Origin of the sequence: Candidatus Frackibacter sp. WG13, assembly GCF_900114655.1 — a bacterium.
Classification (GTDB): Bacteria; Bacillota; Halanaerobiia; order Halobacteroidales; family Acetohalobiaceae; genus Frackibacter.
The window spans coordinates 34,353-49,567 of sequence record NZ_FOTT01000023.1 but is presented as its reverse complement, the minus strand read 5'-3'; the positions used below and the strand labels follow the sequence as shown (position 1 = coordinate 49,567).

At 33.2% G+C, this 15,215-nt stretch carries 11 protein-coding genes and 1 riboswitch; of the genes, 2 read left to right on the top strand and 9 right to left on the bottom strand.

Annotation, left to right across the window (positions count from 1 at the left end; genetic code table 11):
* Positions 1 to 369 precede the first annotated feature (369 nt).
* Together BM077_RS11330 and recO are read right to left on the bottom strand one after the other, a co-directional pair.
* Entirely contained in the window at positions 370 to 750 is a 381-nt protein-coding gene (locus BM077_RS11330; RefSeq protein ID WP_089750438.1) for a DUF4342 domain-containing protein, read from the bottom strand.
* Between the two features lie 14 nt (positions 751 to 764).
* On the bottom strand, positions 765 to 1,523 hold the full coding sequence (recO, locus tag BM077_RS11325) for a DNA repair protein RecO (protein ID WP_089750435.1): 759 nt from the start codon (positions 1,521 to 1,523) through the stop codon (positions 765 to 767).
* Between the two features lie 196 nt (positions 1,524 to 1,719).
* On the opposite strand from recO, the gene BM077_RS11320 reads away from it, so the two are divergent.
* The gene (locus BM077_RS11320) at positions 1,720 to 3,075 is read left to right on the top strand and encodes a PIG-L deacetylase family protein (protein WP_089750433.1); all 1,356 of its coding nucleotides are present in this window, start codon (positions 1,720 to 1,722) and stop codon (positions 3,073 to 3,075) included.
* A 21-nt stretch (positions 3,076 to 3,096) separates the two neighbouring features.
* Positions 3,097 to 4,944, top strand: a complete 1,848-nt coding sequence (locus BM077_RS11315) for a patatin-like phospholipase family protein (protein WP_089750431.1) — start codon at positions 3,097 to 3,099, stop codon at positions 4,942 to 4,944.
* A gap of 86 nt (positions 4,945 to 5,030) precedes the next feature.
* A riboswitch (cyclic di-GMP riboswitch) is annotated at positions 5,031 to 5,107 on the top strand.
* A gap of 191 nt (positions 5,108 to 5,298) precedes the next feature.
* Here BM077_RS11315 and BM077_RS11310 read toward each other — a convergent pair.
* From BM077_RS11310 to BM077_RS11280, 7 genes are all read right to left on the bottom strand, one after another.
* Positions 5,299 to 5,733: a hypothetical protein gene (locus tag BM077_RS11310; protein WP_089750429.1), complete on the bottom strand. Its 435-nt coding sequence runs from the start codon at positions 5,731 to 5,733 to the stop codon at positions 5,299 to 5,301.
* Between the two features lie 246 nt (positions 5,734 to 5,979).
* Positions 5,980 to 7,599 (bottom strand): HD-GYP domain-containing protein, encoded by a 1,620-nt coding sequence (locus BM077_RS11305; RefSeq protein ID WP_089750428.1) that lies wholly within the window; start codon positions 7,597 to 7,599, stop codon positions 5,980 to 5,982.
* A 240-nt stretch (positions 7,600 to 7,839) separates the two neighbouring features.
* Positions 7,840 to 8,034: a DUF3006 domain-containing protein gene (locus tag BM077_RS11300; protein ID WP_089750426.1), complete on the bottom strand. Its 195-nt coding sequence runs from the start codon at positions 8,032 to 8,034 to the stop codon at positions 7,840 to 7,842.
* A gap of 13 nt (positions 8,035 to 8,047) precedes the next feature.
* Entirely contained in the window at positions 8,048 to 9,280 is a 1,233-nt protein-coding gene (locus tag BM077_RS11295) for an MBL fold metallo-hydrolase (RefSeq protein WP_089750423.1), read from the bottom strand.
* Between the two features lie 155 nt (positions 9,281 to 9,435).
* Positions 9,436 to 12,552 (bottom strand): efflux RND transporter permease subunit, encoded by a 3,117-nt coding sequence (locus BM077_RS11290; RefSeq protein ID WP_089750421.1) that lies wholly within the window; start codon positions 12,550 to 12,552, stop codon positions 9,436 to 9,438.
* Positions 12,552 to 13,847: an efflux RND transporter periplasmic adaptor subunit gene (locus tag BM077_RS11285; RefSeq protein WP_089750419.1), complete on the bottom strand. Its 1,296-nt coding sequence runs from the start codon at positions 13,845 to 13,847 to the stop codon at positions 12,552 to 12,554. The genes BM077_RS11290 and BM077_RS11285 overlap by 1 nt, the downstream gene beginning before the upstream one ends.
* A gap of 41 nt (positions 13,848 to 13,888) precedes the next feature.
* A complete protein-coding gene (locus BM077_RS11280) occupies positions 13,889 to 15,214 on the bottom strand; it encodes a TolC family protein (RefSeq protein ID WP_089750417.1) in 1,326 nt (441 codons plus the stop codon).
* Between the last annotated feature and the right edge of the window lies 1 nt (position 15,215).

Below are 15,215 nucleotides of genomic sequence, written 5' to 3'. Positions count from 1 at the left end.
TATCTTCTTTTAACGCTCTAGAAATTTCACTTAATAAAACAGTTTGGTTTTCTAATAGTCCATATAGTACCTGAAAGACAAATTTAGATTTAGGTTTAGATAACTTTTTAGTAATTTTTTTAGAAAAACTTGATAATTTCCTTTTCAATTGGTATATAAGTTTGGTATAATTAATCATAGGTGGAATTCCTCCTTTTTGGTTTTGGTGTCCAACCTAATTATACCAAAAAACGGAGGTAATTTCACCTTTTTTGCGTAATCTGTGGATAATCTATTTTAATCAATTGTTAAGGTTAATTGTCCACAATTTTAGGTGTTGATAATTTTCATATTATTTACTTTAAAAAATGGGGAAACTCTATTTATTAATTATGCTTTTCCATATTCTACTTCTAATGTATACTTCCCAGCTACGGTAATTAACATTCCTAAGACCGCTAAAGGTGGGTAAATCATCGTGCCTAAGACCCCAACGGTTACGGGGATGCTAAAGATTATCTCTTTACCTTTCTTAACCTTAATTTTGGTTATATTCCCCCGTTTGATTAGCTCTTTAATCTTTTCGATTAAATTATTCCCAGCTACATGAAATTCTTTTTTACGTTCTACCTTATCTTCTTCTATCTTAACGATGGCTTCTACAACATCACCATTGGCTTTGATCAGAGCTTCTTTAGCAACTTTATAGCCTACTCCTGTTCTTTCTCTGATTACGTCTATTTTTTCTAATTTTTCATTAGTTTCTTCCATGATTTCACCTCACTCTAAGTTTCTACTATAGTTAAGGTTTTGATAAAATCTAAACTCTTTAATTTCTTCTCTATAATAGACTGTAGGTAATTAGGTAGTATCTTTGCTAATTCTTTCTTCGATCTATTAGGAACTTTTAATCTATCTAGCTTCTTATAATCAATAGTAAGCAGACGTTTCATAATTGCTGCTGTTCCTTTACTAAGCCGCATAGCGTACTGATCAACTTTAGAACATTGAGGACAGATTAATCCTCCGGCTACTGAACTAAATCTAAGCTGTTTAACTTCTGCTAACTCCTTATCACATTCTACACAGATATCAATTACTGGACGGTATCCTAATAAGTTTAGTAATCTCAATTCAAAGAAACGAGTTATTATTTCTAAATCCCCGCCATCATTTAAAAGATGAAGTGTAGCTAATAGCAGAGCAAATACTGATTCATTCTTTTCTTCCTCAACTGTAAATTCGTTAACAACTTCTGCTAAATAAGATGCATAGGCCATCTTAAAAAGATCAGACCGCAATTTAGCAAATGAATTTTTAATTTCACATTGACTGATTGTTGATAATGATTTACCTTGATAGAGTAAGAGATCATTATAAGTAAATAGCTCTACTCCTCCAGCCAAGCGACTCTTTGTCTTGCGGGCACCATTAGCCACTGCTTTTACTTTACCATAGTCTCTTGTATATAGAACGATTAATTTATCTGCTTCATCAAATTCATAATGTCTTAAAACGATAGCATCTGTCTTATAGAGGGACATTTTAAATCAATCCTTTATATTATTAGTCATTCTAATCTTTTCTGCATCAAATGTCAAATCCCTCTTTTTTATGGTTGTACATTCTTAATATTGCCTAATTAAAGATTGATTATTCTATTAATTATTCTCTTATTCGCAGGAGTTTATATTCCTTGCAATAAAGAATATAATAAAGCAAAGGAGGCAAGATAAAAGCATGACTATTTCTAATTTAGACGATTTTCATGAATTAAAGTTAAACGAAGATGAAGATAGCATCTTAATTTTAGCACCCCACTGTGATGATGAAGCTTTAAGCTGCGGAGGCATTATTCAAGACGCTTTGGATAAAGATATAGCTGTGCAGGTAGTTTTTTTGACTAATGGTGATGGTTTCCGCTGGGGAGCTGTCAGGAATTTTTTGCGTCCTTTTCTTTCTCATAAAAGCTTTAAAAAATTTGGTGAGTTAAGACAGCAGGAATCAATTAAAGCATTGCAGACTCTTGGCTTACCACAAGAGAATATCTATTTTTTAGGCTACCCCGACCGAGGAATAAGCTTCTTATGGGGAGAGTATTGGCATGATGAGAAGGTTTATCTTTCTCGATATACGCAAACAGTTAATAACCCTTATACACTTGCTTATAAACAGGAACAACCATATACCGGTCGCAATATTATTGAAGATTTAGTTGAGATTTTAATTAAGCATCAACCAACTAAGATATTTGTTTCTTCTACTTTTGATGAGCATTCCGACCACTGGGCAGCTTATAATTTTCTTTATTATGCGTTGGCTAAAATTGAATTAGATAAGAAATTACTAAAAAAACCTGAAATCTATCAATATCTTACTCATCGCGGTAAATGGCCTCTGCCTAAAGGTGAAGATATGAAACCACCTAAAGCTTTAATCGATAATATTGCTGAGTGGAGCAACTTTCAGCTCACTGATGACCAAAAGAATAATAAAGAAGAAGCTATCCGAAAATATAAGTCACAGCTGAAAGTAACAAAAAGATACTTACTTAGTTTTGTTAAAGATAATGAGATCTTTATCAAGGATAATCCAAAAAAATTTAATACTGAATCAGAAATTAGTTCTATTAAACTACCTTCTTATAACGCTTCTTATCGATATCAAGAACCAGCTAGCGATAATAAAAATAGACGCCGTTTTCCAGGCGGAGATATTGTCGAAGGTGAATTAAGCTTGAATAAGAGTAAATTAGTATTAAATTTAGAGATGAAAATAGATTTCACTCATAAATATAGCTTTAAATTTCATTTGCATCTTCTAACTAAAGAAGATAATAATGACATGAGACATACTTTAGACTTTGCTGTTACTACTAAGAAAGATTCAAATGAGGCTTCAATAAAAATGATGCCTTTTCAAAGTAATAGATTAAACTTTGACAAAATGGCTGTTAAGAAAGATAAGAATAGATTAAAGGTTGCTATTAATATTCCTAAATTAGCTAGTGGTGAGTATATATTCTTTAATGCTGAAAGTTATTTTAAGAATAGACCAGTAGATAGAACTGCTTGGAAGATTATTAAGATCAATTAATATACAGAAGGAGTTTTTTAAATGAATAAGTTTAGATTGATTAGTATTCTATTATTAATTATATTAACACTTTCTACTTTTAACATCTATGCTGCTAATAATAATCCTCAAATTAAATATAAGAAGATTAAAGCAGGACAAGATACTTATGTTATTGAAAAGAATCCTCGCTTTAATAATCTAAAACATCCTCGTGTAGCTATAGTTCTAGGTGGTGGTGGAGCAAGAGGATTGGTACATATTGGAGTCTTGAAAGCTTTAGAAGAAGCAAATATCCCTATGGATATGATTGTGGGAACTAGCATGGGCGCTATTATCGGTACTATGTATGGTAGTGGAATTCCGATTGACCAAATTGAAGAAATAGCAACCAAAGCAACTTTTTTTAATATGTTCAGTCTTAATTTTCCTTCTACTCAATCCTTATTAAAGACAGTTGAGATTAATCATGCATTAGAGAGATTAGCACCTACTAAAAGATTAGAAAATTTTCCGATTCCAACTGCCCTGCTCAGCTTTGATTTGAATAAAGGAGTTAAATATGTCCATACCTCAGGAAGAATTGCTAACACTATTCAAAGCTCATATGCTGTCCCATTTTATTTTCCGGTCCAACAAAAAGGAAAATTCTCATTAGTAGATCCTGGAGTTGTAGAGTTGACTCCGGCTAAGACAGCAAAAGTCTTAGGTGCTGATCTAATTATATCATCGACTGCTATTGATGAACTACCATATGATAATTATAATAATTCAGTTCGATCTTTAATTCGAACGATCCAACTATTACAAAAGAAAAATTCAGCACCAATTACTAAAAAATACTCTGATGTAATAATTAGAAATAAAGTCGGCGAATACTCTTTTATGGATTTTCAATTAGCAAATAGACTGATTCAAATAGGATATAAACAGGCAAAGCAACAGCTTCCTAAGATTAAAGAGACTTTAAAAGAGAACCATGTCTCCCTTGCCAAAAATAGCAGTAATAATAGAAAACCATTGAATATGACACAGATATTAAATGATTTTAAGTATAACCGTCTAATTTTAGATCCATTTATCGTTAAACCGCTCTTCTACTTTGGTAAAGATAATTCGGTCTTTAAACAGAATCTATTTAAAGATGAATTTATGGACCCTCAATATGGCTTTGAAATAAAGAAAGGTAAACTAGATGTCTTACTCCTAAATACTAAAGATAGAAGAAGCGATTTAGAAGCTCAAGTTAGAATCAAAAAAATAACTCCATCTCTCGATCTAATTGCCAAAAGCAGGATGAAAACAGATCAGAATGATTGGGAGCTTACTTTAAAACATTACGCTAAGAACTACACACTTAGTTTAGGAAGAACGAATCGTAATCAGCAAAACTTCAATCTTATAAAGAATGAATATGACCTAAATCGCAATAATATAAACTTTAAAGGAGAAAGTACTCTATTAATTTCACCAGAATTTGATGATTATAAAGTATTAACTTCTCATCAACAACTGTTTAAAATAAGTAGCATTTGGAGTTTAAAGCCAAAGATAGTATTCAATAATACTAATCTTCTTTCATCACCCACTATCTATCGCGGGACCGAACCAGCTGATACTGTTGAATTTCAAGCAGCCATTGATGCCATCTATACACATAATTTTTTACATTCGATAGAATTTATGCAGATAATACAGATCACTGATATAGGTTTTTATATCTTTAGTGATTATCAAAGTTCTGACACAGAATCAACGGCGTTTGGAATCGGCTCTAAAATGAATTTAAATCTATTAGGAGTAAAACCAATCCATCTAGGAGTCTATACCTCTCGTGACCGCAAAACTGATGAATCTAAAGTGGGATGGGATTTAAATTTTGTTTTTTAAAAAAATCATGATTATTCTTAGAAAATACTTGACTTTCATGTCAAAATATGCTAATATATATTTAACAAGTAAATAATACTGTTTACTTTTGTCAAAGGCAAACTCGTTGCGAAACGAGGACGCAAAGCTATGGGTCTCATTGGAAGACTGCCAAGCTGCCAAAGGTAAGTGCTGTTATGTTATTAACCTTTCTGCACTAACCCTATGGTGGTGTAGAAAGGTTTTTAAAATTAGTAAATAAATTTTCCCCCTTAAATTATAAGATATACTCAAAGCTATCTTGCAACCTCCCTTTCAATCACTAAAAAAGGAACCTGTTAATAGCAGGTTCCTTTTTTATGGGGAGTCCTATCTTTAATTTTTAGCTTCAACTTTGAACTCCTTCTTTGTACTTATCAAGTCTTTACCTTCATTCTTAATATTAATCTCTGCTGTATACTTTCCTGGTTTTAAGTTCTTAGCTATACCAACTACCCGTTGATTTCTAAGTGGTAAGATTCTATCGACACCCTCTGGTAGATTAAGAGCAACTCGTTCCACAAACTTACCTTCTGCATCCTTAATAATTAGATCAGTCTCAGGCTCACAGAAAGCATTTCCGCTATTATAAAGATCAAGTGAGAGTAGATGTCCAGTCGCTACTGATTGTGCATGCAAACTCTTCACCTCTAAATCATAATTCTGCTCTTGACCTACTAATACTGAAACTGGTACTTCTTTCTCCGTTGTCAACTTCTTTGATTTAGGATCATAAGCACGTAAAACAATATTACCGTGATAATTCTGCAATAAAGAATCAACATCAATGAATTATACGCCAAAATTAACTTTTTAGCCGACCATTCTCTGTTTAATTATGCCTATAACTAATTTACTATATTTTATATCATTTACATTAATTTCATTCTTATTAATATAATTTAGGGCTATAAGTAAATAGTCCTGCTAAAAAATAAAATAAATTGAAAAAAATGTATTTATATTCTCAAATAAATAGTCGATACACCAAATTGATATATCGACTACACTTCAATACTATTCAAAATTAACAATAAACTTAATAAATTTCTCTACATATTTAGGATCAAATAATTCACCGCTATATTCATTAAGCTTTTTAATCGCTTTCATTTGAGTCATGGTTGTAGTATAATACGTTTCTTTGTCTAGCTGATAATAGATTCCATGAGTTATTGCATCATAAAAATCTATAATGTGTATAATCCTAGATAAGAGCGGAATTTCTCTTCCTTGTAAACCTTGGGGATATCCACTTCCATCCCAATTCTCATGATGATGATAGATATAGTTAGCAATCGCATTTAACTTACGAAAGTTACTAGCTATCTCATAGCCAACACTGCTGTGTGATTTGAATTTCTCCCATTCCTTTTCATTTAATGGACTATCCTTTATTAATATTGTCTTTTCAACAGTAAACTTACCTATATCATGAAACTTTGCTAATAAAGCTAAACGCTCTATCTGTTGTTCTGTTAACTCTAACTCTTTCCCAAATTTCTTAGCTAAATCTACCATTCTAGAGGCATGTCCCACAATTTCATAGTTACTATCTTCTAGTTTACATAATAAAGCCTGTAATAAAGGATTACTAGAACAGTTCTTATGCTCAAATTTATCTTGATACATCTGTGCCTCAGCTTTGTCAAATATTTCATTCAAATCTTGTCCTATTTCTTCTTTTGTAGCACTACCTAAGGCAATATTGGGTGGAATCGGTTCAAAATCTGATCGCTCACAACTACTTTTAATCCTACTTATAATTCTCTCTGTTTCCTCTTGCCCAGTTTGAGATAAGATGATCCCAAATTCATCTCCACCCCACCTTGCCACTATATCTTCTTCCCGAGTGCATTCTTTAATTACTTCAGCAATCTTCCGTAATAACTGATCACCTACTTGATGACCAAAGATATCATTAGTCAGCTTTAATCCATTAGCATCCCCTAGAATTATACTTAAAGGCAACTGTCGTGGTACATCTAAACGTTTAAGCTCTTCCTCATAAAATTTACGATTATAGAGTTTGGTGACCGCATCATGATAATTCATATACTTAACCTTATCTTCGGCTTGCTTCCTTTCAGTAATATCAATGACTGAAACAATACTCTTATTACTATTAGGCATCATATTTACTTGAATTAATGCATATTTGTAATTACCACTATTATCTAAAAGCTTAATTTCATATTTATCCGGAAGCGCCTTATCACTTTTTCTTCTCAAGTTATGATAATTAACTAACTTCTCTATATCTTCTTCTTCGGCTATAAAGTCCTTAAAACTTCTACCTATTACCTCTTCTGGAGTATAATTTAATAACACCCCTGCTTTTTCATTAATCATTGAGATCTTTGTGTCTTCATCAATAATAACAATTGCTGTCCCTGCATTTTCAAAGAGAAACTTATGACTATGTAGAGCACGATGAATAAGAGAGTAAAATATAGTTGCAGTTATCAGGATATATGCCCAACTTTTAATTGTCTGAAATTTGTTAGTTATTATCTTTTCCTGAATTAAAATATTTATCAATTCATCCGAAAATAGAATCCATAAACTACCTGTAATTATATAAAGACTTGTAATCTTAACCTCATCATTGACCTGTATATTGCTATTTAACTTCATTCTCTAGTCTTACTCCTCTCATTCATATCTATACTACTTGAATTATATTTATACCACCTTTACCTTATTTATTACATACTAACAAAAAATTACCTGCCTTTTATTCAAAATTTATGAAAAAAATACCAATAACCTTATCATCTTAATACTTTCCCCTTCCACTTAATAAAATAAGATATCCTTAAACAGATAGTTTTAAGGATATCTTATAACAATTAAAAGTCCTTATTTTAATTATAATTATTCTGTAAATAATTGATCACTTAAATTCTTCATCTCCTCATTACGTTCCTTAGTACTCTCTTTATCAACAACAATCTTGATTACATCACCTTCTTTAGCCTTAACCGGTAATGCTTCCTTAGGAATTGTAAAAGTAGTATTATTATATTCAATCACCGCTATATCCCCTTCAAAACGATCAATAATTAACATCATTCTTCCCCCTTTAGTATCTAGATAGCTCTGACACTAAATTATGATTTTCATCATAAAGTGCTGCAGCATCACCACCATTATTCCACATATACCTCTCTGTCCAAATAATCATATTAGTTCCAGACTTAGCCCTTCTACCACTAGTCACCTTATAAGTCTTTCCTGCTTTGATTATACTCCGGTCTGGAAAGGTAAATTCTTGGTTACCTCGAATACTTACCAAGTTCCAATTAGTAAGATTAATATTCTTCTTACTATTATTCTTGATTACTACTATTTCTTCTTTTAAATCAAGCCTTATTAAGTCAACTTTACTCTTCCTATTATCCATACTACTATCCCCCAACTTAAATTCTGTTTGTTCTTGATTAAAAGTAATCTTCTGTCCGTCACTAACTGCTATAATCGTTCCTTGTTTATCTGTGCGATAAATTTTAACTCCATAATCCTTCAACCGCTGCAAAGTAAAAGACGACGGATGACCATAATCATTATCGCTTCCTACAGAAATAATACCATGCTTAGGCTTGACTGCTTCTAAAAACGATTGTGTTGTAGAACTACTACTACCATGATGCGCCACCTTTAATAAGTCAGATTCCAGGTTAAATCCAGCATTTAATATATCCTTTTCTGCTTCCGATTCCATATCTCCTGTAAAAAGAAATGAATTATTACCATATTTAATCTTAGTTACTACTGACCAATTGTTAAGTTCATCATGCTCTTTAACCGGGCCTAATAACTTCACTTCTAGCTCATCTGTATTAATTAATTCCTTACCGGCTTGAGCAGTGACAGACTTCTTTCCTTTTGCTTTAATCGCCGTTAATAATTCTCTATATGTCTCAGTTGTATGATTAACTTGGGGCATATATACCTTGCCAGTCTCGAAATTATTAATTACATTATCTAATCCTCCAATATGGTCTTCATGAGGGTGGGTCCCGATTAAATAGTCAATTCTATCAATCTTTAGCTGATTAATATAGTCAACTACCATTTGCCCATCATCATTATTGCCGGCATCAATTAAGATACTCTCTTCGTTAGGCAACTGAACTAAAATAGCATCAGCCTGCCCTACATCAATAAAATGAATAGTTAGCTTTTCCGACATTCCATCGGATAAACGAGTTGGAAGTTTAGAAGATTCTTCACCACAACCAGTAATAATAGTGATTAATAGTAACATTATCAAATTAAGGATTATTAGCTTTTTATTTAAATTAAATTTCCTCATATTAACTACTCCTATTTAATCTGTTTTTTAATATCCTACCTATATATTACCTTTATTAATATACTATCTCAACAGATAGATAATATTCTCCTTCCCCTAAACAGAGAAATTCTGAGACTTATAATTATAAGCCTCAGAATTTAATCTAATTCTATCTAACCTGCTATCTTATCTTTCACATTACTAGGTATAGCAATTACAATTTCCTTAACTCTTTCTAAAGTCAGATACAAAGTAGGGATTACTAATAAAGTTAAGAAAGTTGCTGTTGTTAAACCGCCAATTACTGCAATTCCCATTGGTGCCATTCCTTCAGAACCGCTACCCCAACCAGCGGCTACTGGAATCAAACCTAAAATTGTTGTGAAAACCGTCATTAATACTGGACGTAATCGAACAGGCCCTGCTTCTAATATAGCTTCTCTTCGATTTAAACCTCTACTACGAAGAATATTAATATAGTCAACTAAGACGATAGCATTATTAACTACTATTCCTGCTAACATAATGATTCCAATCATTGAAGTAGCACTAAGTGTTTCTCCAGTTAAGAATAAAGCAGTTAAAACACCGATCAGTGTCAATGGTAGAGTCAACATTACTATAAATGGATGTAGTAATGATTCAAATTGAGAAGCTAAAACCATATAGACTAATATAATGGCTACTATCAAGGCCATACTTAAATTCTTAAATGTCTCTTTCATATCTTCATTTTCACCACTATATTCAATTCTATAATTATTTGGCAGCTCAATATTAGATTCTACTCTATCTCTTATACTCGCCACAACACTACCTAAATCATTGCCCTTAAGGTCACTGTAAACACTAACATAACGTTCTTGATCTTCACGGTTAATACTTGTTGGACCTTCTGTTTTAACTATTTTAGCTACAGAGTCTAAAGAAATAAATTGACCTTTAGAATTCATAATCTTCATTAGGCTGAGCTGTTCCATATTAGTTCGATCTTCTTGAGCTAGCCTCACTTCAATATCAATAGTGTCTCCATCTGTAGTTCCATGATATTGGGTTGCTGTTCTCCCATTAACATAACTTTCAATCGTTTTCCCAATCTGATTTATCCCTAAACCTAAATCTGCTGCTCGTTTACGGTCTATATCAAGATTGATTTCAGGTTTTCCTACATCTACAGAACTGTATACATCTCTAGTATCTTTTACTTGCTTAGCTTCTTCTTTAACCTGTTTAGCTAGCATCTCTAGTCTATCTAGATTATCACCAAAGATTTTAATTTGAAGTGGAGAACCACCTCCGCCTCCGCCTAACATACTAGCTTCAGCAAACCTTATCTCAGCTCCTGCAATTAATGGAAGTTTCGAACGAATTGCTTCTTGAATTTCACTAGTACTTCTTTCACGCTCCTCTTTGTCTGTTAAGCGAACCATAAACATAACTTCATTAGAACCACTAGTACTTCCTCTACCTCCACTATCTCCTACTAAACTGAAGGCTACCTTTACTTCTGGCACTTGAGCAATTACCTCTTCTATCTTCTTAGCTTCTTGATTAGTAGTATTTAAATCAGTACCTACTGGTAACTCTAACATAATTCGGAATGCATTCCGTTCCGAACTAGGCATAAATTCTTTTCCGATTAATGGGAAGAGAGCTAATGAAGCAACAAATAAGATTACTGTCAAAGTAATCACTGTTTTACGATGACTTAAAGACCAATCTAACATATTTCGATAAATATTTAATACTTTATTAGCAGCTCTAACAGCCATCCCCTCTTCTTCAGTCTCTTTTTGACTCGTTTCTGCACTATTGTAGCTTAATAATTTAGCTGACGCCATCGGCACAAAAGTAACAGCAATAATAAATGATGCCAATAGAGCAAAAGCGATCGTCATCGAAAATGGTCCAAACAGTTCTTTGGCGATTCCTTCGATAAAAGAAATCGGAACAAAGACAGCTAAAGTAGTCATCGTAGAAGCAAAGACTGCAGTTCCTACCTCACTACTTCCCTTCTTAGCCGCTTGAATCGGTCCTGCTCCTTCTTGACGTAAATGTCGGAATATATTCTCTAAAACCACAACTGAGTTATCAACTAACATTCCAACACCTAAAGCCAAACCACCAAGCGTCATCAAATTAAGAGTATAGCCACTATAATACATTAAACCAAAAGCGGCAATAATTGTTATTGGAATAGCCATACTAATAATAAATGTACTACGGAAGCTTCTTAAGAATAAGAAAAGAACAATTACTGCAAATAACCCACCAAGTATTACATTCTCCTGAACGGTATTGATAGACTTCTTAATAAATTCTGACTGGTCACGAGAAATCTTGATATTAATATCCGAAGGTAGTTCTTTCTTTATCTTTTCTAACTCTTTTTTTGCTCGATTAATTACTTCAACAGTATTAGCACCAGACTGTTTAGTAACCATTGCTCCTACAGTCGTCTCCCCATTAAGACGAACATAGACATTCCTATCTGCATATCCATCTTCAACTTCAGCAACGTCCTTGACTTTAATTGGCTTCTGTTGGCGCATTGCAATAATTACATTCTTTATATCTTCAATATCTTCGAACTGTCCTTCGGTTCTTAATAGATACTCTGTTGGCCTTTCTGTAATTTCACCACCAGGTAGATTTATATTCTGCTGACGTAATGCACTCGTCACTTGATTAATAGATAGATTATACCCTTCTAGCTTCTGACGGTCAATATTAACATTGATCTGACGATTCTCTCCACTTACAATTGAAGCCGAAGCTAAACCGGGAATCCTCTCTAATTTATTCTTGATATGCTCTTCAGCATACTCTTTTAATTCTATTTCGCTCCGCTGATCAGATGAAATCCCTAAGATTAAGATCGGAATTTGATCTAAATCTACTTTTCGAACTATTGGCTCTTCAGCTGCATCAGGTAATGCTCGTTTAATTAAACTAACTTGCTCTCTAACATCAACCGCTGCCATGTCCATATCGGTTCCCCAATCAAACTGCAATGTTACTTGTGAAAGACCTTCTCTAGATGTCGAACTTATTGTATCAATATCATCTACTGTCGCTAATCCTTCTTCTAGTGGTCTAGTAACTGACTGTTCTATCTCTTCAGGGGCAGCCCCTGAATACTGAGTAGAAACCGAAATAACCGGTATTGTCATATCAGGAAATAGATCTACACTTAAGCGGGTAAATGCAATTCCACCTAAGAATACGATAATTAAGATTAGCATCACTGTTGTTACAGGACGATCAACTGAAAAGTCCGATAATTTCATTAAGCGTCACCCCACTCTGTAATCTTAACCTCAGTACCAGGTTGCAGATTAGCAGGGCCACGAACAATAACCTTTTCGCCTAACTCTAAACCTTCATAAATTACAACTTGATTATTATTAGAAGGTCCTATTTCTATCTCTTTACTCTTTACAATACCATCTTTAACAACTAAGACACGTTTAGTTCCATCTTCTCCTCTAACCGCTGCCTTAGGAATTACTAAAACATCCGTCAATCTATCGACTAAGATCGTACTATTTGCAAACATACCTGGCTTTAATAACAACTCTTCATTAGCAAGTTGAACTGTTACCTTTAAACCTCGATTTGACGGATTCACTGTAGGTGCTAATATACTAACTCTACCTGTAAAAGTCTTGTTAGGATAACTATCAACCTTAACTACTGCCTTCTGACCAACCTTAACTTGCGATAATTCAGTAGTAGATATGCTACCTTCAAATTCTATCGGACTTAACTGAACTATTTTAGCTACTGGCTTACCGACTGAAGCCATCTCCCCTAACTCAATCTGTTTTTGTGCAATAACTCCTTTAACCGGACTTTCGATTGTCGTCTTATTTAATTGAGTCTTAGCAGAATTCAAGGCTGCCTGTGCCTGTTTTACTTGTGCTCTTGCTACTGCAATCTTCTCTTGGCGTGGTCCTTTTTTCACTAATTGTAATCTCTGACGAGCAGATTTTAACCCTGCCTTAGCTACTTCATACTTGCTTTTAGCAGAGTCATACTTGCTTTTAGAAATAACATTTTGTTCATATAGATTCTTAAATCTTTCAAAGTTCTTACTAGCGTTATCCAATTGAGCCTTTGCTTGTTCTAATGATGCTTCTGCTTGTTTAATCTCTTCTATTCTAGACCCTGCTTCTAGTTCTTCTAACCGTGCCTTAGTAACTTCTAAATTTGCTTCCGCTTTTTCTACCTGAGATTTTTGAATTGCTTGGTCTAGTTTTAGTAGTAATTCATTTTGTCTTACTTTGTCACCTTCTTCAAAACTTGCCTTGCTAACGACTCCAGATAATTCTGGCACTAAGTCTACTTCTCTATAGGCTTTCAATTCACCGGTAAGATTCATATCTATTTTTATATCTTTTCGTTTTGCCTTAGTTATTTCAACTACTAATTGATTATTATCTTTAGAGTCTTCTTGTTTAACACTTTCTGCTTTCTTTGTATCAGAATTTGCCATTGCCTGTTTATTTGAACTACAGCCTGAAACAACTAAACTTAAAATGAGTATACTAACTAATAATAACATCGAACTTTTCTTATTCATCTATTCCTTCCTCCTTGAACATACGATTAAATTACATTTACTTAAAATTCTAATCCTGAATTATTCAGAGATAGATAAGAAATACCTAATGACTTTAATAATCCAGCTTGACTTACATTATAATCATAGATACGCTTTTGATAAGTATTTCGTGCTTCACTAAGACTTACTTGAGCATCAATAACTTCAGTATTAGTAGCTACTCCTTCTTTATATCTTAATTCTGCTAATCTTAAATTCTCTTTAGCCATTTCTATTCGTTCTTGAGCCGTTAATACTTGTTTACGATTGACTTCTAAGTTCAATAATTTCTGTCTAATTTCTAGATCAATCGCTTGTTCTTGTTGATGAAGAGCGGATTTAGCAGCTTTTAAATTCTCTTTAGCCTGCTTGACTACGGCACCACTTTCACCACCATCATATAATGACCACTTCATATTTATCGTTGCTCGCCAAGAATTATTATTAGGCAGAAAATCTGAACCGCTACTTTCCGAAGTACCAATTAATGCTAAGCTAGGATCATTGTTAGTCTCAGCTAACTCTATCCCTTGACTAGCCTTCTTTACTTCATACTTTGTTGCCAATAAGTCAGCTCTATTATTTAATGCATAGTCTAAAGCTTCCTTTAAAGATAGTTCTACTTTAGGAATATTAACTTCTTCTACTAATTTAATCTTTTTGTTACCATCGATCTCTAATAGATTCTTTAACTCTTCTTTAGCTAATTGTAAGTTATTCTTAACTTGTAAGAGCCTCCCTTCTATCTCACTCTTTCTAACTTTCGTTTGTAATACGTCTGTCTTTAGAACAGTGCCAGCCTCAAAATAAGCCTTAGCAGTCTTTAAATGTTCATTCATCTGATTCAATGACTCCTCAGTCACTTCAACCACATTTTTGGCTTCTAGCACTCTATAATAACTTTGAGTAATATTATAGGCCAAAGCTTCTTTCTGTGCTTCATACTTTTCTTTTAACTTTTTCCAGTCATATGTACTCTGTTCAACCTGTAATTTAACTGGTTTACGATAAAGCAAATATCGCAGACTGATACTATGATTGAAACTATTTTTTGACTTCATTGTTACTGGTGGCTCTTCAAACCGTGTATAACTTGAATTTAAATTAAGTCCTGGTTTTAAAGCAGCTTCTGCTTTATTAATATTGAATCTAGCAGCATTTACTTGTGCTTTCATCTGTTGTAAAGCAGAATTATTCTGCCAACCTTTTTTAATGCTCTCTTTCAAATTTAAAGTTATAACCTTACTATTTTGGTCCTGTACCTCATTAGCAAATGCAATATTAGAAATTAAAACAAATGATAATAATATAATTAAAGATACTAATTTCTTATGTTGCTGGATCAAT